The organism is Hominimerdicola aceti, assembly GCF_025567495.1.
In the GTDB taxonomy this organism is placed as follows: domain Bacteria; phylum Bacillota; class Clostridia; order Oscillospirales; family Ruminococcaceae; genus Hominimerdicola; species Hominimerdicola aceti.
The window spans coordinates 42,402-61,159 of sequence record NZ_JAOQJZ010000006.1; the positions used below are offsets into that span (position 1 = coordinate 42,402).

The 18,758-nt window shown below is 40.9% G+C and carries 19 protein-coding genes and 1 pseudogene; 5 read left to right on the plus strand and 15 right to left on the minus strand.

Features of this window, described 5'->3' with window-relative positions:
• Position 1: 1 nt before the first annotated feature.
• From OCV57_RS07140 to OCV57_RS07190, 12 genes and pseudogenes are all read right to left on the minus strand, one after another.
• Positions 2-571: an HAD family hydrolase gene (locus OCV57_RS07140; protein ID WP_267300976.1), complete on the minus strand. Its 570-nt coding sequence runs from the start codon at positions 569-571 to the stop codon at positions 2-4.
• Positions 534-1,538, minus strand: coding sequence for a hypothetical protein (locus tag OCV57_RS07145; protein WP_267300977.1), 1,005 nt, complete (start codon positions 1,536-1,538; stop codon positions 534-536). The genes OCV57_RS07140 and OCV57_RS07145 overlap by 38 nt, the downstream gene beginning before the upstream one ends.
• Before the next feature lie 393 nt (positions 1,539-1,931).
• Positions 1,932-2,450 (minus strand): annotated as a pseudogene (locus OCV57_RS14365) (lysylphosphatidylglycerol synthase domain-containing protein); the annotation flags it as partial.
• On the minus strand, positions 2,447-3,184 hold the full coding sequence (locus tag OCV57_RS07150; protein WP_267300979.1) for a glycosyltransferase family 2 protein: 738 nt from the start codon (positions 3,182-3,184) through the stop codon (positions 2,447-2,449). The gene OCV57_RS07150 and the pseudogene OCV57_RS14365, both read right to left, overlap by 4 nt.
• Positions 3,181-3,984, minus strand: a complete 804-nt coding sequence (locus OCV57_RS07155) for a glycosyltransferase family 2 protein (RefSeq protein ID WP_267300980.1) — start codon at positions 3,982-3,984, stop codon at positions 3,181-3,183. Before OCV57_RS07155 ends, OCV57_RS07150 begins: the two co-directional genes overlap by 4 nt.
• A gap of 30 nt (positions 3,985-4,014) precedes the next feature.
• Positions 4,015-4,434 carry a GtrA family protein gene (locus OCV57_RS07160; RefSeq protein ID WP_022287883.1) on the minus strand — a complete coding sequence of 140 codons (420 nt, stop codon included), beginning with the start codon at positions 4,432-4,434 and terminating at the stop codon, positions 4,015-4,017.
• Between the two features lie 118 nt (positions 4,435-4,552).
• Entirely contained in the window at positions 4,553-6,253 is a 1,701-nt protein-coding gene (locus tag OCV57_RS07165; RefSeq protein WP_267300983.1) for a hypothetical protein, read from the minus strand.
• Positions 6,254-6,518: 265 nt separating this feature from the next.
• Complete coding sequence (locus OCV57_RS14265; RefSeq protein ID WP_022287885.1) at positions 6,519-6,986, minus strand: type II secretion system protein; 468 nt, start codon at positions 6,984-6,986, stop codon at positions 6,519-6,521.
• 226 nt (positions 6,987-7,212) lie between these two features.
• On the minus strand, positions 7,213-7,716 hold the full coding sequence (locus OCV57_RS14270) for a type II secretion system protein (protein ID WP_287612933.1): 504 nt from the start codon (positions 7,714-7,716) through the stop codon (positions 7,213-7,215).
• Between the two features lie 441 nt (positions 7,717-8,157).
• The gene (locus OCV57_RS07180) at positions 8,158-9,426 is read right to left on the minus strand and encodes an ABC transporter substrate-binding protein (RefSeq protein WP_267300985.1); all 1,269 of its coding nucleotides are present in this window, start codon (positions 9,424-9,426) and stop codon (positions 8,158-8,160) included.
• Positions 9,423-10,913 (minus strand): sensor domain-containing diguanylate cyclase, encoded by a 1,491-nt coding sequence (locus tag OCV57_RS07185; RefSeq protein WP_267300986.1) that lies wholly within the window; start codon positions 10,911-10,913, stop codon positions 9,423-9,425. Before OCV57_RS07185 ends, OCV57_RS07180 begins: the two co-directional genes overlap by 4 nt.
• An 86-nt stretch (positions 10,914-10,999) precedes the next feature.
• Entirely contained in the window at positions 11,000-11,281 is a 282-nt protein-coding gene (locus OCV57_RS07190; RefSeq protein WP_022287888.1) for a hypothetical protein, read from the minus strand.
• A 335-nt stretch (positions 11,282-11,616) separates the two neighbouring features.
• Between OCV57_RS07190 and OCV57_RS07195 the strand changes: the two genes are divergently transcribed.
• Positions 11,617-11,817, plus strand: a complete 201-nt coding sequence (locus OCV57_RS07195) for a hypothetical protein (protein ID WP_118054429.1) — start codon at positions 11,617-11,619, stop codon at positions 11,815-11,817.
• A gap of 218 nt (positions 11,818-12,035) precedes the next feature.
• Here OCV57_RS07195 and OCV57_RS07200 read toward each other — a convergent pair whose 3' ends face one another.
• The 3 genes from OCV57_RS07200 to OCV57_RS07210 all read right to left on the minus strand — a co-directional run bounded on the left by OCV57_RS07200 (position 12,036) and on the right by OCV57_RS07210 (position 15,309).
• Complete coding sequence (locus tag OCV57_RS07200) at positions 12,036-13,622, minus strand: potassium/proton antiporter (RefSeq protein ID WP_267301062.1); 1,587 nt, start codon at positions 13,620-13,622, stop codon at positions 12,036-12,038.
• A 476-nt stretch (positions 13,623-14,098) separates the two neighbouring features.
• The gene (locus OCV57_RS07205; RefSeq protein WP_022287891.1) at positions 14,099-15,085 is read right to left on the minus strand and encodes a helix-turn-helix transcriptional regulator; all 987 of its coding nucleotides are present in this window, start codon (positions 15,083-15,085) and stop codon (positions 14,099-14,101) included.
• Complete coding sequence (locus OCV57_RS07210; RefSeq protein WP_118124075.1) at positions 15,082-15,309, minus strand: DUF896 domain-containing protein; 228 nt, start codon at positions 15,307-15,309, stop codon at positions 15,082-15,084. Before OCV57_RS07210 ends, OCV57_RS07205 begins: the two co-directional genes overlap by 4 nt.
• A 367-nt stretch (positions 15,310-15,676) precedes the next feature.
• Here OCV57_RS07210 and OCV57_RS07215 point away from each other — a divergent pair, with 367 nt between their 5' ends.
• Genes OCV57_RS07215 through OCV57_RS07230 form a run of 4 tightly spaced genes read left to right on the plus strand, consistent with a single transcriptional unit; the run spans position 15,677 to position 18,734 of the window.
• Positions 15,677-15,991, plus strand: coding sequence for a sigma factor-like helix-turn-helix DNA-binding protein (locus OCV57_RS07215; protein ID WP_265290692.1), 315 nt, complete (start codon positions 15,677-15,679; stop codon positions 15,989-15,991).
• Between the two features lie 2 nt (positions 15,992-15,993).
• Entirely contained in the window at positions 15,994-17,325 is a 1,332-nt protein-coding gene (locus tag OCV57_RS07220) for an aminotransferase class I/II-fold pyridoxal phosphate-dependent enzyme (protein WP_267300991.1), read from the plus strand.
• Positions 17,326-17,380: 55 nt separating this feature from the next.
• Positions 17,381-17,704 carry a cyclic-di-AMP receptor gene (locus OCV57_RS07225; protein ID WP_022287895.1) on the plus strand — a complete coding sequence of 108 codons (324 nt, stop codon included), beginning with the start codon at positions 17,381-17,383 and terminating at the stop codon, positions 17,702-17,704.
• Between the two features lie 34 nt (positions 17,705-17,738).
• Positions 17,739-18,734, plus strand: coding sequence for a DNA polymerase III subunit (locus OCV57_RS07230; protein WP_243128076.1), 996 nt, complete (start codon positions 17,739-17,741; stop codon positions 18,732-18,734).
• Positions 18,735-18,758: the final 24 nt, after the last annotated feature.

Consider the following 18,758-nt stretch of genomic DNA (forward strand, 5'->3'; position numbering starts at 1 on the left):
TTCAAAAGCGTACTATTTTATATACCGCAGTTTGTGTTTTAAGAGCAGCTTGCAAACCAACGTCAGAATCTTCAAATATAATGCTTTCGTCAGGCGTGCAATGAAAATACTTCATGGCATAAAGATACCCGTCAGGAAAAGGTTTTGTCTTATCTGTCATTTCCTGTGTGACCACCAGATCAAAAAAATCATCATAATCGAAAAACTTCAAAAGCGCTGAAGTATTGCTTCTTGACGCGGTTGTTATTATTGCGATCTTTATACCATTCTTCTTAAACAGTTCAGCTATCTTCAGAAGTGAAAAATTAGGACGTATAAAAGAGAAAAAGCTCTTATAATTATCACTTTTCCGTTTATGTATCAATTCTATATTTTCTTTATCCTCCACTCCTAAAAGAGGCAAAAAAGTCTTATAGTTTTTTCCCATACAATGCTCGTAAAAAAAATCCTCGCTTACATCACAAAAGCCGTTGCAGGCTTCTTTATAGGAAAGATAATTTGCCTTGTTCGTATCAAAAAGCGTACCATCTAGGTCAAACATTGCAAGCTTTAATTCCGATCCTTTTGTCAATATTATCAAACTCCTCAAAAATATCATTTACAACCATTACAAGGCCTGCATAAAACATTGCTGCACGATCACTATCATTATTTATTTTATACGGCATCAATCTCAGCCAATGCACTATCTCGTGAAAATATATGCTTTTGACTCTCTTGGCATCAAACGTGTCTTTTAGATACTTATCAAGCCTTTTATACAATACATCATACGATGTAGTTCTTGTTATCTTAAATGATATTTCATTTTTATTAACTTTGACCTTTGCAGTGTGCATAAAGAACTCATAATTTCCATGAAGCGATTGCAGAAGCTTTGAATAGTCAAGGTTAGGCGATGAATGGATATTTCCGCCATTTGGGTCAATAAGATAATACCCTTTGGGATAATTAATATTGCACACAATATTTTCTACTGTCAAATCTCCATGGATATCTGAATAATAGTCATTTTCAAATATTTCTCTCCAAAACTCAAAGGAGTATAATTTGTCAAGAAACATTGTCAGATTATCATATGTTTCACCGTTGATGACAATCTTTTCATAGTTTGTCAATTCGCTCAAAACGTGTGCATTCATTATTTTATCTATGTTGGACCTGATCTTTTTATCATAATACTGCCTTATTGTATCAGCGTCAGCCTTGGAACTATATTTCTTAGAATAATTGCTTTCAAGATCGCTGACCACGCTCTCCATTATTCTCCAAGAACTCTCCAAAGGCATAGAATGTATGTAATCAAACAAACCTATAGAATCACCAAGATACGGCATATCATAGTAACAAACATTATTTTTCTGATACGCATCTAGGATTTCAGTAACATACAGCTGATCTCTATTATTTTGAAGCCACTTTACCTGTTCAAATAATTTTTCACCGTCACTGCCAAAGGCATACTTCCGATACACCATTCTTCCGCTTTTTATACATTGCAAAGTTGTTGCATTTGAACCTGCTGAACAGTTTCTCAATATAATTACATCTTTATTTATTTCAAGAAACCGGTCAATATAGTTTTTATCACGGATATCTGAGAAATATATTTTCAAAAAGTCAAGACAGCTGTTTTCATTTGTATATGGTATAATAAGCTCTCCTTTATTCTCAGAGCTGCATTTTTTGAATTTTTCAAAAAATGCGACCACTATTATAGACACACAAGTGAGGAAATTAAACAGCAGGAAAATAAAATAATAGTGAGAAAAACCATGACGTACATAATCAACAAATGGAGAATAAGAATCTATGCTGAACAAATTATTGAAAACATCTACGAAAGACGTGTTTTTTAAGCAATTTGAATACATCAGATATGACAAAATGTAGCAAGACCACATACAAAGTGTTCTCAGAACAAGCTTTGTTTTGTCGATCTTTTTCACTGTATTGCGTATGGTACAGATAAAAGACCACACAAATTCTAAGATGCAAAGCTGGATCTTCGTATTAAATATTGAGGAAAATACAAGCACACACTTTTTAAAACGTTTGCTAAATGTAACCGACAACCCAAGAAAAAACAGTAGCAGTGCTGAAAAACCGGTGAAGAAAATAAAATTCATCAGATTTTTCCCTGAGGCAAAAAAAATCGTCCCATAAATGAACGCTACAACGAAAACATCTAAGATCCTATCTATGATTATCACGGCAAGAGAAAATGCAGCACCATTTTTTAGTTTTTTGCCAATTATCGCTGCTCTGACAATATCGCCCACATGAAATGGCAGAACATTATCCACCAAATAACCTATTCCTGTGCAAAACATCAAGTCTGAATCATGTGAATCTTCATAGACCGATATAAAACTTTTCCAACGCCTAATTCTAAAAAAGTGTCCAAGAGTTATCACAGCCAGCGCAGCTAAAAACATAAGAATGTTCATAACAGCTCTCCAAATTCCAGTCTGTCAACTGCGTCCTGATACTCAGCAGGTGTACCAAACGATATATGATAATCCGTACCCACTACGCCGGATATAAGTTTATTCTTTATCATGCTGTTATACACGCCGCTCATAAAATATTCGCTATATTCGCACTCCGACAAATATCTCTTGGCGTTTTCAAGAAAAATGTCCTTATTTCTGAAATAATATGCTCCGCATATTGCATTTTCACTAATAACAACTTTCTCCTGAGTTCTAATAACAACACCATTTTCATCACACAAAGCATAGCTGAACTGCGGCAGATCTGATTTGAACGTGAACAACAAGCCGTCATACTTTGCCGCACTTTTTTTATCCATAAAATTGAACTCAGAGCAACAAAACATGTGATCGCAGTCATTAAACAAGACTGGTCTATCGTCATTGATATTTTCTACACCTGCCATGCAAGTCAGCACTGCACCTGCAAGAACCTCAGGTATTACCTCCACTCTAGCCTGTGGGAAATACGATAATATACGATTTTTTATATCGAACTTCTCTATATGTTCTTTCAGCACAACAAAAGTAACATCACAATCTGGATTATACTTCAGTATTGACATAGTGGACCAATAGAAGAATGGTCTGTCATGTATCTCGATCAATGGTTTAGGGGCTACATACCCGTCATTGAAAAAGCGCTGTCCCTTGCCGCCCATTGGCATTACTAAATGGAAATTTTTCATCGTTCTCCCCCAACAGTATTATCAAAAATGATCTTTCCCTTATATATATCTTTTTTGCAGTAGGAATCTATATACTTCTTTTTGTTAAGCCTATATCGCAAAGCCATGACAAACAAATTATATGACAAATTAAATAATTTTGCATTTGATACCTGATCTTCCTCACGCCATGTGATCGGATAAAACTTGAAATCAACATTATAATATGCTGAGAACAGCAGCATTTCGGCATTGAAATACAATGAATCCGACAGACCAATGTAAAATTTACTTTTGAGCATATTGGTGCTGTACATGTTAAGACCTGAACCCATATCTCTTATAGACTTTCCAGCTGCCAGTGAATAGATAAGATTAAAAACATGGTTTCCAAGTATGCGCTTTTTTGAATAGCCTATCAGGCAAGATCTTGATTCAAATCTACCGCCCAAAACGCAATCAGCCCTTTTATAACTTCTCTTTTTCAGAATTGGCAAAAAGTCTCTGATATCCGCCTGATCGTCGCCATGGAGGACAATAACGTAATCAAAATCATTTTCTAAAGCATAATTAAAAGCAACTTTGTGTGATCCGCCAAGATTAAAATTTGCATTATTATTTATTATCTTACAGGGAAGTTCTCTATGCTTCAATAGGTAATCCTGTGTAACCTTTACTGTATTATCGGTGCTTAAATTGTTTACCACAATGATCTCATCAACATATGTAAGCACATCGTCATTGATTTGTGAAAGCACTCTCGTGATCTGCTTCTCACAATTATAGACAGGTATAAACACCATGATCTTATCTTTCTTCATAACGCTTCTCCTTCATCGATATATGTCATATTACAGCTTGGAAATCGTCCTCATAAAAATATAGTTGCACGAAAGCGTCAGCGGCGTTACCAGGATCTTCGATAACATTTTGCTGTATTTAACTATCAATGATATATCCGTTGATGCTGACAGAAATTTATTTACATAAGAGATCAGCAACGACGCCACCGTTATCATGATAAGCTGATACATTATATACAAAATATATTTGCACATTAATGGGATCTTTGAATTATCATGTATAAATATCTTTCTCGTAGAAACTATGAAAACAAATGTTGCGCCTATTATTGAGCTTGTAAAATTCGCATAAACAACACTGATATTTATTAGCTGCGTCATCATAAAGTAGGATATGAAATCAAGCACAAAACCTATTCCAGAAGTCAATACAAATTTTATTATCTTGTCAAGGTCAAGCTTTTTCACATTAAAATCTCCATCGTAAAACGTTTTCTGTTTCATGTATTATTTTAACACATCATCAAGGAAAAATCAAGCATTTTCGGATAATTAATCCAAAAACAAACTTTTTGTCATATCGTTTCTAGTATAGCTTTTTTGCGGTCAATTCTTCAAGAGTGCCGATCTTATTGAACAGGTCTTTTGTTACATAGATGGTGATATATTGGTCATAGGTCTCAAATTTATATGGTTTATAGAAATATATTCTCTTGACAGCCACATAATTATCAACGTCTATGTCAGGATATGCCTTTGTTATCTCACAACGCTCTATGACTACATCAGGTTCTCCCTGCTCTCGCCACTTGGAAAATTCTTCTTCCGCTTCTTTCTGGGTATTAGCCCGATAGTACTGAAACGTTTTGTCATGTTTATCAATATTGAAATAACAAAATATATTTTTATCAAAATATGGGTTTAATGCAACGGATATGCCCTGTAGATTTGGATAATCATGCCACATATAATCAGCTTCATCAACATTCCAGAAAGCATCATCATCTATTTCACCATTAAGAACCTGCTGCCAATAGCCAATGATCTTATAATCATCAAGGTGGTATTCTTTTATAAAGTCAGCGGCTTCATCAAACCAATATGGATAGCGAATATCAAAATATGATGATGTACAGCTCCATGCAATTGGTATCAGCAATGGTAGAAATGCAATGGCTTTTAAAATAACTTTAAGTTTCTTTCCAATTTTAGCCGATATTTTGTTCATGTACTCAGGCAGCAGAACTTTGCCGTTTTCATCAACTATTATCCAAAGAACAAAGATCACAAACGCTGTTATAACGCCTATGTGGTGTGGAGATATATAAACAAAAGAGCCGAATATGGAAAGCACTCCATATGGAAGCAAAAAAGTCAGCAGTTTTTTATTTCTGTATGTTATCGTCACAAATAGTGCCACAAGCAGGATAGAAACAACGATAACAGGGATCTGGCTTGCTATCTCGCTTGGAACACCAGCATAATTAAAAAACGATGTGATTATCGAGTCAGAAAAGATCACAAAGCAAAACAGAATATTTATACAGCTAAAGTCAAATTTCTTTTCTGTTTCACTTGACATTTTACCGCCAAGGTACACATTTTCATCCGGCACAATAGCAGCCATGACCAACATTGCAAATATCAGCAGACAAAACATCAGCCAACAGCGGCGGTCTTTCAGTATGTCTGCAAGTTTTCCGCTTTTTTTATACTCTGTAAAAATTTCTATTAGCCACACGATACACAGACAGCCCGCAATTATTATGCCATATGAATGCACAGCGCACATGAGCGCAAGGCACAAAAGATATTTTACAGGGTGTTCATTTCTATTCTTATAGCACGCTGCCGCAAGGAAAATCGCAAGCACAAGTATGCAATAAGGTCTGCTTACAACGCCGTACTGATAAAACAGGAAGAAGTTAAACGGCAACAGACAACGTATCAGCTTTGGAAAAGGTGACTTGAAAAGCAAGACCGCCACAGCAAGGGTCATAAAAAAAATATTGACTGCCGCAAGGGACAGCTCATAGGGTGCGCCAAGCTTTGCGAAAGGCGCCAATATCAAATGCCATAGTGGCGGGTGACCCTCATAGTGTGGTATCTCAAAAAGTATCTCCTTTATAGTTCCCGAACGTGCAATCGCCCATGACTGAGCTTCATCAAACCACGGTTCATGAAAAAACGATACAGTGCAAACGCCAAGCAGGTATATTATCAGCGTTATAACATCGCATTTTCCATGCTCTTTGCTGAATGCCCAGCTTTTAAATTTCTCTTTCATTAATATCCTCCAAAAAAATAATTGACATATAAATTATACCATTTATTAAGAAATTAGTCAATGTTTTTGTAAAACTTTTTGCGACAAATATTGACATGATTAGACTTGTACTCAATGTCTGCAATAAAAAGAAATAACCGCCCCACGTCCAATAGGTCGGTTATTTCTTAAAGAAAAAACTATATTGGAGGTAAACCGCTTACAGCAGTATGCCTCTTTTTTGTTATCTTAATTATTCCACGGCAATGACAGATCGTCAATAGTTTCAGAATTTAACGCCCCAACTGAAATTCTCAGGGAGATCGTCAGGTTTGTTCACAGGGTCAGGATACTGCCCTACAATGCCTTTAGACCTTGGCGAACTTGTATCACACCACTGTGCAAGCTTGTATCTGCCGTCCTCCCCTGCTATCCAAAAGGCATAGCCTGCATTGTCACCATTGACGTTAAGTGCGTCATGGACGGCTTTTTCAAGTTTTTTGGATTCGTCAGGCTCTGCGGTGCAATCGACCACAGCCGTACATGACTGAACGTCGATATCTTTGCCCTCACATTGCATATCCGTCACGACCGCATTTACAGTATTGAACACTATCTTTGCATTACTGTTTGCGCTTTTAAGCTTCGCTTTTCTGATATAACTCATCATAGTTGGCACAAGAATAGCCGCAAGCACGCCAATAATGGCAATAACCACCACAAGCTCCACCAAAGTAAAGCCTTTTTTATTCATGTCTTTCCCTCAATTCTTTCATCAAAATATTGATCCCCATTTAATATTTCGACAAGTACATTATACAAAATTTACCCGATTTTGTCAAGGAAAAGGCAAGCTTTATTACTCAATTTTACCATTTGCACAAAGGCAATCTATTCTCATTGGCTATTTTATATATTTTCAGACAAAAAAAGAACCGCTCAAATGAGCGGTTCTTGAAGATTCAAAGTTAAAGTTAAGATTAACCCCAGCTAGAGATCTTTGTAGAAGAGAATGCCTTGTTAGCCTTATCTGCATCCTTGCAAGGATCAGGATACTGACCAAGAACACCTGTTGAGCCAGAAGCAGACTCAACATCACACCACTGAGCGAAATTAACGCTACCGTCATCATTTACCATGTAGAGGCACCAACCAGCACCGTCGCCGTTATCCTTGAGTGCGTTGTAAACTGCATTAGCAAGCTTTGACTTTGCATCTGTGTTAGTATTCTGCAAGCTCTTAACCTCAACTGCACCGCTCTGTGAAGCAGTGTTTGTTACTGATGTACCCTCAACGAGCATATCAGCAGCTTCGTTGTTTACAGTTGTGAAAACGAGCTTAGCGTTTGAGTTAGCTGTCTTGAGCTTTGACTTCTTTACATAGTTCATCATTGTAGGAACGAGGATAGCTGCAAGGATACCGATGATAGCGATAACAACTACGAGCTCTACAAGGGTGAAACCTTTTCTGTTAGATTTCTTCATAGAAAATCCCTCCATAATAAATTAAATAAAATTGTTTATAAAAGTGCCGCAAGCCGATTTAAGCAGCTACTTTCCAATAATTAAGTGGCTTTCGGAGTTCTTTGCGTTCTCCTTATCACCATGATTAAAGTATACATCATCTTGTCCAAAATGTCAATAGTTTTTCAGATTTTTTCTCAAGTTTGTTCAACTTGACGAAAAACTAATTTTCAATCGGTCATTTTGACGATTGGTAACACTATGTTGACATTTTCACAAGAAATTATGTCACACACTTTGTCACACACCATTTTATGATGTATCACCTTACATCGTTCTTAATTATATCTTAAAACAAATAAATTGTCAAGACTTATTTAACAGTTTCGTTATTTTTGTGTACTCTGTACACTTCTCATTCATTTTTGAATACAATTTGCACTATTTGTTTCGCATATTTAACTATTTGAATGATTTCTTCATCTTATTATACAGATTTTCAGAAGCGTTTTCTATCTCCGCCCTGCCATAATAAAGCGACTCGGAGGTGCTTATAAAAAGGTCAAGTATCCCCTGATTTTCAAGCTTCGGGGACATTATTTCAAGCTCCTCTGAGTTTGCCATTTTCTCGTTGGCTTTATACTCTATCCCGTCAAGCATATCCCTCGCTTCAAGGGCTTCCAATGCCGCCTTTGATGCAGGCACGCCCTTTCCCATGCCCTGCAGGAGAGCCATTTCCTCACCGTTCACAAGATAGTCAAGAAGCTTTGCGGCTTCCTCAGGGGACTTGGTATTTTTCTTTATGGCATAAACGCTAGTGGGCTTTTTATACCAACCGCTGCTCACTGCCTGCTTATGCTTTGGATAGTCGCCTATAACGATGTCAAAACCAAACTTCTGAGCAGGCTCGCAGTAATACTCTGCGTCTGATATCCAGGAAGCCACGCCTGCCGTCAGGCACTTTTCAAGATCGTTCCTATCGAAATCCCACGCAGGCTTTGTGACCTTTTTATTTAGCATTTCCTGATAAAAGGCGAGCATGAGCCTTACGTCCTCCGAGGTATACTGAAACTCACCGCTGTCAGATAACATCTTTCTTCCCGTTACCTGCTCCACATACGCCACAGAGCTGAGATAAGCCGCCTTTTTCGTCATTTCAACAGGATACACCTCGTCTGATTTCATGACCTCTGCCGCATTTATAAGGTCAGACCAATTTTCAGGCAGGCTCAGACCATAGCTGTCATACATCGTCTTATTATAGTAGAAGGTTATACAGTTCGTACCGGTAGGCAAGGCATTAAGTTTGCCGTTTATAGTGCCGTATGAAAGGCTGTCATCATCAAATGCTGAGAGATTTATGTATTCCGACAGCTCATTAAGGTCATAAAAGTCATCGCCGTCGGGAGAATATTCATAGAGCCAACTGTAGTTTAACTGCATGATATCTGCGGTGGTGTCAGAGAAAAATTCCACGTCCATTCGTGTTTTGAAGCCGTCAAAGTCTGCATACTCAGGTCTTACCACAACGTTCTTATTGCTGTTCTGATAGGCTCTAAGCCCGTCGAGAGTATACTCGTTACGCGCGTCCTTGCCCCACCACGAGAAGGACACCTCGGTCTTTACATTATGCTCCATTCTTCTTTCAAACAATGCACAGCCCGTCATGACAGTCGCTGTGCAGATCGCTGAAGCGGTCAAAGCCGCACACCTTACAATGCGTGTTCTCAACTGCGGCTCACCTCTTCCTCTTTTTTATCATATATCACCGCTCTTGCGTCCTCACTGTGTTCTGCTTTCTCACAGGCCTTTTCTGCCATTTCGTAAAGCTCATCATAATCATCGCTTGTTTCAGGGTAGACCGACGCACCCACTGCACATTTTATGTAGCCCCTGTCATCGTCAAGGCAACATTTCTTCAGCTTATCGTTAAGCTCTTTAACATAGGTCCTCACATCACCATAGGCTCTCACAAGGTCAAAGTTCGTGTGGTCTGCAAACAGAGCAAACTCGCCCTCCCTGAAAATTCCGCAGATATCGCCCTCCTTGCGGTTCTCCACCAGTATTTCGGCGACCTTTCGCTCAGCTTCCGCCACTATCTCCTCGCCATAGTTGAGCCTTATAAGCTCCAGATTTGTTATTTTCACGATAATAAATGCGATAGTCGAGCCTGAGATACAAGTTTCCATTTTATCCATAATGCTGTTTTCGGTATATTCCGCAGTGAAAAGCCCTGTATTTTCGTCCACCTTTGGATATTTTCCAAACTTCGGTCCGTTCTGCGGGTCGTTATCCGCCGCCGCTGCCGCAGATATCATAATAAATATGACTGCGCAGCAAATAAAGATACCAAGGCATTTAAGCCCTGTTTTCACATAGTGACGCAAAGTGTCTGACATATCCACGGTAGTAATGACCACCCAATCGTCACTGCAATCATCAATAGCACAGATAGTAGTCATATCCGAAACGGTGACGCCAGTGCCTCCATCAAGGAATTTAGAGAGCTTTTCATCGAGCTTTTCGCCGACAACACTTTTTCCGTCGTTAGCATAGATTATCCTGCCATCGTCATCACACAGCATGGTATTTATCTCGCTGTAATTGTCAGAGGGCAGAAAAACAAGATCAAACTCCGTTGAAAACACAGAGGAGATAAAAATAAGATCGTCATTTATCCTGCCTGCGAAATACACTCGTCTGTAGTTATCGTCCTGTCCCGTGAACCATTTTATCTTACTGTCACCCATAAGGTCGGAAACTCTCTTATATATCTCATCGTCAAATATATCCTTTGTACCGTCGGTTATCTTTCCTACATTATGTTCATTACTGCTTACAATGCCAAAATCTGTATAGTTGCCCAACGTACTAAGCTCTATAAGCCTCTCAGTGAGAACATTCTCCTCATTAAGCACAGCAAATTCGCTCTTTGACGTATCAGTAGGATCATATTTCGCATAGTCTTCATTGCCCATTATAAGCTTGGCAGTGTCCTCCATTTTCTTCATAAAGGCAGCCACATTCTGGTCTGCTTCCGCATTTATGGCAGAGCAAAGCTGAGCCTCTTTCTGAAATGCGTTCACACCGCTGTAATAGCAGGCACACGCATACACAAGCAGACAAGCAACGAACAGCACTAACACGCTTGTTTTCAAAATAGATCTTCTATATTTTTTTATTTTATCATACAGTTCAAAATCAGCAGAATTTTTCAAAAGCTATATCACCTCTCAGGCTAAATTACTATAATCATTATTAATTATAACACATATGCCCATAAAATAAGTGATTTTTTTGTTAATTATTGCTCAATTTGTATTGTACGGTTTATATTTTCTCTTACACGGCACTGTCTGACCTTATTTGCATGGCGTTTCTTTTTGGTTTCCGCTTCAAAAAGCGACAGTGCCGCCCATGCCGCTGTGAACACGATACCTGCGGCAAACACTGCTCCCATGTTCCGCTCTGCCACCGCAACAAACAGGAAAAACAGCACCATTCTCATTATAGTTTTCATAAGCCACCTGTCGCCGCCTGCACCTGCCGCAACGATAAAAACATTCATCATAATTATCCATATCATTTTTACACACATCCTCATATTTTTCTTTTTCTATTTCGGGGCTGTATGTATGATAACACAACTTGATGAATTTGAGGGGTGATTTTTTGGACAGCAAGTTTTTTGTCGATATGCACAGATAAGAACGTTTGTTTTGATATAAATTCTACAAATCCAAAAGACCCTGCGGCAAAAGCCACAGGGTCTTTCAGAGAAGTAAGAAGTATAATATGAAGAAAAAATTATGAATGGGGAATGCTAAAGTTATGTATTTTTCCATGCCATTTCACTTTTGCCGCACTCTGAAAAATCAGAGCACAGCGAGATGAAATGAAAAGAAGAATGAAGGAAAATTATTGGGCAATGCCACGCAAGGATTGTGCGTAAGATGCGTAGTCAGATTTTTCGTCAGATCATCTAAAAGTGACGCAGGCTGGCTGACGCCAGTCAAAGAGCTTTTGGGTGATATGGCGGAAAATCTGCAAGCAGATTGCGTGCAAAGCCGACAGGTGTTCCTTGTGCGGCATTGCCCATGTATGAAAACTCATTATGAGTAATTGGTTGACGGAACTTTCAGCTAGCTCTCAAAGCTTTTGCCTGAGGTCTTTCTCGGTGTTCCTCTGACCTTGTATATATAATACCTGTTCAATATGATAGTTTTATGAAAAGACACTGAAAATAAGCTGATAAGAATGGCAAAGTGGTTTTCATAATAACGTAGGGGCGAACAGCGTCCGCACACAAAACGCAAGTCAATCCGCCGCCTGCATATTCTCTATCCTGATGTGACAACAAGCACATCTCCCTCTTTGAGCCGCAATCTGCCGTTTGGGATAAGTATACGCCCCTGACGTTTTATCATTACTATCAGGCTGTCCTCTGACATTGTTATCTCGGATATCCTGTGACCGCACCACTCATGATGCTTATCAAGGTTCATTTCGCTTAGGACAAAATGGCTGTCGTCATAAAAGCCTGCCGCACTCAGCACAACAACGTCCCCTGCAAGTATCTGGGTTTTGCCTGTTGGTATTATCTTCTCTTTGTCACGGAGTATCATAACCACAAGCAGACCTCTCGGAAACGGTATATCCTTTATCTTCCGCCCCACCCAATTGCTGTCCGGCTGAACTGAAAGCTTTATAAACTGCACTTCCGTTTCGTCGCTGTAGTCATTGAACGTTTTCATTACGTTCTCCTCATCGTCTATCATATCGAGCTTTTTAGCAAACAGCGGCAGAAGCGTACCCTGAATACCTATAGACATAAGCACGATACAGAAAACGATATGGAAAACGTCATTTTTCATGTAGGCGTCGTCAACTGTCGCCATGATAGCGAAAACAATGGAGGTCGCTCCTCTTAGTCCTGCCCATGAGATAAGGGCTATCTGCTTCCACTTTGCACCGAAAGGCTTCATGATAACAGTAACAGCCGCAGGTCTTGCAACGAATGTAAGGAACAATGCTATCGCCGCCGCAGGAAGTATTATTGACGGCATTTGCGACGGGAATGCCAAAAGTCCAAGGAGGAAAAACAGCAATATCTGTGTGAAGCCCGTTATTCCGTCAAAGAAATGCACAAGGGCTGTTTTGCCTGATATTTTTGTGTTGCCCAGGACTATTCCCACAATGTAACAGCTAAGATAGCCGTTTCCGCCCACCGCCGAGGGCAGGGCGTAGGAAAGAATAGCTATGGCAGTAACAAAGATAGCGTCAAAGCCTGCGGCGTCAAATCGCACACGTTTTATGAGATACACTGCGCCCAAAGATATAAGCGCACCGAAGCCCACACCGAAGAACACCTGTGCAAGCAAGCTCACAACAAAGCCTCCTGCGGTCGCACCGCCTTTCATTACTGAAAGTATTATAACCGTGAGCATATAAGCCCAAGGGTCGTTGCTTCCGCTTTCAAGCTCCAGTATTGAAGCCGTACCGTATCGCAGATTCAGCTTTTTGCTTCTCAGCACCGAGAAAACCGACGCTGCGTCTGTGGAGCTTATAACAGCGCCTATAAGCAGACTTTCCAGCCACTCAAAGCCCAGCACAAGCTTGCAAAATGCTCCAGTTGCAAAGGCTGTGAGCAAAACTCCTGCGGAAGCAAGTATAAGTGACTTGCCTGCCACCTTTTTGGCTTCGCTCCATTTCGTGCCGAAGCCTCCGTAGAAGATTATGAAAACAAGTCCCACCGAGCATATCTCCTCGGCAAATTTATAGTTATCGAACTCTATTTTAAAAAGCCCGTCAGAGCCGAACAACATTCCAAGGAGAATGAACGCCAGCAATGCAGGAAGTCCAAACTTGTCCGATATTTTATTGAAAAACACACAGCACAGCACTATCACAGAAGATAAAATGAGCATTGTGGTCAAGTATATCACTCCTTTCACAACAAACACATCGCATTTACTGCGATCTCATTTGTGTATCCGCACAATGTTGATCTACACAAATTCCGGATAATTCAAGCCTCGTCACTTCGATCGGGACGTCGAGGGCGCCGTCCCCTACAATTCAGAATTTATGGCAATTTCTGAACACGGGCGAACACTGTTCGCCCCTACATATAGATATGGCAGTTATTGTCTTATTATAAAAATAGCGCTTTGGGTATCTTCTACTCAAAGCGCCTTTGCTTGTGTAAATATTATAACATATTCACCCCTGTGCTGTCAACTTTTTGCCCACATCTTACGGAAATTTTACATTACCCCTTGACAATATCGAACATATGTGCTACAATCAATAGTGAAGCAGTATATCCAAATAAAAAACGCCTGCCTTTTACAGCAGACGTTCGCCTATTTATATCTCGGCTCTTTTATCCTTGTCCAAATTTTTATTTGTAGCAATCGGCAATATCTGAAATAGCGTCCTTTGCCATTTCCACTGCCCTTTCAGGTCCAAGCACCTTTGCCTGTGAGCCGAACTGGAAAAGCCAGCCCCAGAATGTTGGTGCGACCTGTACCTCCTCATTTATATAGAAGGTATTGTCGGAATTTTTGTGACATATGGTTTTCTCACCAAAACGATCCATTACAACATCTATGAGCTTATTGTCAAACTGCAATTGCAGCGTCATAAGCTCGCCGCCGTACATTCCGTAGATAGTCTGACGATTTGTGACCTCTGTCTTCTCCTCCTCGGAAAGCTCCCTCCTGGGGATATCTGTAACAGTGACCTGAGTCATTCTGTCAACTCTGTAGCGGCATATCTTTTCATGCTTTTCGCAATAGCACACAAGGTAATAGTTGTCGTTTTCCCAAACCAGAGAATACGGTGAAACCGTATACACCTCGCCGCCGTGGCGAAGCTGTTTGCGTTTTTCAACGGTGTATTCGTAATACTTGAAGTGTATCTCCAAACCGCTGAAAATGCCCTCTTGTATGCTGTTTATAGCATAGTATATCTGCTCATTGAAGGTCTTTGTCCTGTTTGACACATAGACCATTCGGCGCAGATCCTTTGCCTTGTGTTCAGATGTAAGTGATTGTATCTTCTTTAACAGCTCCTTCGATTTCTTCTGTGTAAGAAACCTGCTTGAAGCAACTGCGTCTGCAAGAACATACAGCTCCTCGTCCTGAAACAGCCTTTGAGCAAGATAATAAGCGTTGGAGTGACCGTCCTTAGTTATCTCAATATCCATTCCGCTGTCGCAGAGGGTCTTGATATCGTCATAGATAGTCTTACGCTCAGCTTTTATGCCGTAGTCGCCCAGGATCTCGATAAGCCTGTTTCCTGTAATGGTGTGCTTTTCGTCTGTCTTGGTCTCAAAAAGCTTTTTCATGGTCAAAAGCTTCTGTTTCTGTCTGGAAACTCCTGTCACTTTATTTTATCCTCCCCGCTGCGTTTCATATCCGAAACCTTAATTCTTGAGCCGTCCGGCTCAATGATCGTCGTGGCTTCAAGCTGACCTGTCAGGTTAGCTATAACGCTTCTGCGATACTCATTTCTCAAAGCCTCACGCTCAGACTTCTCATCTGCGGTAAGCTCTCTTTTTCTCGCAATAGCAGTAAGCTCAGACAATCTGTTAAGCTTTACTTTCTCCATAAATTTTTACACTTCTCCTTAAAGCTTCACACTGCCCTGTGTTTTTATTTTTATCCGCAGTATTCGGCTCAAAATAGAACGGGCAGCTTACACAATACCGCCCTTTTCATTCAAAAGATGTTCATATTGGCTTTTTTCTTTATTTATATTTACAAGTCCAACAAAACACCCTCAAACAAATTTGCAGATACATTATAACACATATTTCTTTAAATTGCAATGGTAAAATGCACAAACAGTCCGTTTAATTTCCCACAAATTAAACAAGAATTTTGAAAATTGTGTTTGTCCAAAAATTTGCCCACAATATATAGTGGGTAAAAAAATGGTCAGAAAACATCGAAAAAAAGATAAAGAAAGGATTTTTATGCAGCACACAAAGGTATCATACGAGCTTACACAGAATTATATCCCAAGCCCTCAAGCAAAAGAAAAAGAGCCTGTTGACCCTGCCTCTGCCATAGAAAACAGGCTCATGCGTGAAATAGTGCGGGAAAATTTGACGAAACGGCAGAAATGTTATATAATAATGTATTATACAAAGGGCATGACAATGCAGGAGATAGCCGACGCAGAGGGTGTTTCAAAATCCACTGTATCAAGGACTATCGGGCTTGCAAGAAAGCGGATATCCTGCGGTATGAAGCCTGCCATGCTCAAAAGCGCACTGAAAGGGAGATAGCATTGAACGCACCTGTGAATAAATTCGTTAGAGAATATGCAAAGTCAGGCATAGCGAGGTTTCATATGCCTGGTCACAAAGGGCAGAAATTTCACGGTCTTGAGGCTCTTGACATCACTGAAATAAAAGGTGCGGACTATCTTTTTGAAGCCGAGGGGATCATCGCACAGAGCGAAGCCAAAATGGCAAAAGCCTATGGCAGCAGGCGGACTTTTTACTCTGCCGAGGGGTCGAGCCTTTGCATAAAGGCAATGCTTGGCATAGTATGTCGCAGTGGACAAGGAAAAAAGATAACTGTTGCCGCACCAAGAAACGTCCACAAGGCGTTTATAAATGCCTGCATACTCCTTGACATTGACGTGGAGTGGATATATCCAAAGGGCGAGTTTACATCTATATGCGCAGGAAGCGTTACTCCTGAGGAAGTTGAAAAGGTGCTGGCTGAAACAGAGGTGGACTGCGTTTATGTGACCTCGCCTGACTATCTTGGCGATCTCAGCGACATAAAGGGCATGAGCGAGGTTTGCAGAAAATACAGTGTACCTCTTCTTTGCGACAACGCTCACGGAGCTTATCTGAAGTTTCTCCCTGAGAGCCTGCACCCCATGGACTTGGGGGCTGATATGTGCTGTGACTCTGCTCACAAAACGCTTCCATGCTACACAGGGGGAGCAATGCTTCATATTTCAAATCACGCCCCTGCGAATTATGATGATTGCGCCAAAGAGATAATGTCAATGTTCGGCTCAACAAGCCCCTCCTATCTTATAATGGAGAGCCTTGACCTTTGCGCTGACTATGTGAATGGTGATTTTCCTCGTGACCTTGAACGCACTGTGGAAAGGGTAAGAGTCTGCAAAGATAGGATAACAGCTTTCGGCTGGCATACCACAGGCGAAGAGCCTATGAAGATAACCATTGCCGCATACAAAAGCGGTATCACAGGTGACGACCTTGCAGACAGGCTGAGGGAATATGGCATCGAGCCTGAATACAGTGACACACAATATGTTGTGCTTATGCCGTCGCCTTTCAACAGCGAGGAGGACTTTTTAAAACTTGAAAAGGCGTTTTCAGAGATAAAACAGCCTAGGATAAGGCTTTTCGGTGACTTACCCGCTATACCCAAAGGGATAAAACGCATGGGTATAAGACAGGCGGCTTTTTCGGCTCAGCACGCCGTAAACGTGGAGGACGCCTGCGGTCTTATATGCGCAATGACCGTCACAAGCTGTCAGCCCTCTGTGCCTGTGGCAGTGAGCGGTGAGGAGATAACACCGCAGGTAATAAAAATTTTGAAAAACTATGGAATTGAACGCATAAATGTGCTATAATATAAGGTGTAGCTAAAAAAGCTATTATTACATCAAAATAACAGGAGGCAAAATCATGAAACTTGTCTATGCTATCGTAAACAGCGATGATACCTACGCTGTAAATAAAGGACTTCTGAAAGCCGGCATAAGAGCCACAAAGCTTTCTTCAACAGGCGGTTTTCTTATGTCAGGAAACACCACCTTTCTTATCTGCTGCCCTGATGAGCAGGTAGACCTTGTTATAGAGGTCTGCAAAAAGTATTCAAAGAAAAGAAAGCAGTTCGTTCCGTCATCAACTATCATGGAGCCTGACGGTGCGGCTTCATATCCTGTTGAGGTGGCTATCGGCGGCGCAACTATTTTCGTTACTGATATTGAGCGTTTCGAGAAAGTCTAAGGAATAGAAAATTTTCAGAAAGGGGTCTGAGGGCTTGATAATATACGGAAACAGCGAGCCTCGCAGGCTCGTATCTGAGATGATAAAAAAGAAACGAGAGCCGCATTCCATAATGATACACGGAGAAAAGGGGCTTGGTAAAAAGACCCTTGCACGGTGGATAGCGGCGGCACTCTTGTGCGAACGTCAGACAGGCGAGCCTTGCGGCATTTGCAGGACGTGCAGAATGATAGCCGACGGAGCTCACCCTGACGTTATGGTGGCAAAGGCAAACAGCAACGGCAACTACATCGTGGACGATTCTATCAGACCTATAGTTGCGGAAGCTCCCGTTGCACCGAACGAGGCGAGAATGAAAGTATACATAATTCCTGACCTTGACTTGTCGGTAAACACTGTTATTCAGGTGCAGAACATTCTGCTTAAAGTAATCGAAGAACCGCCTGAGCATACTGCTATAATACTTACGGCGAGGAGCAAGGAAATTTTTCTGCCTACCATAATCTCACGAGTGCTTTCCCTTGGCATGACCTCTGTCACGGAGGCGGAGAGCATGGCGTGTTTGCAGGAGAAATATCCTGCCGTTGCCCCTGCGCTCATAAGCGAAGCTGTTTCAGCAGGGCGTGGAAATATCGGCAGATGTGTCGAGTATCTTGAACACTCCCAGTTTTTTGACAGTGTGAAGCTTGCAAGAGGTCTGTGCGACGCAATGTGCGGTGGAAACGAATATGACGTTTTGAAAACACTATTTGTGGCAGACGGCAAAAAAACGTTGCTGAGAGAGGGGCTGAGCCTTTTTCAGGAGATACTCCGTGACAGTGCGGCATTCAGGCTCGGGGGAGAAAGCGAAAAGTCTGTGAGCTGTGCGAAAGAGGGTGCAAAAACGCTCAGCAGAAGCCTTTCCTCAGATCAGGCGGTCAGGCTTTACGATATAGTTTCTGACTACATAGGCAGGATAGACGCAAACTGCAACATAAGCCTGACTATAAACAGTCTGGCAGGACAGATATATTCTGTCACAGGAAAGTAGCTGACGGCAAAGCCGTGATATATA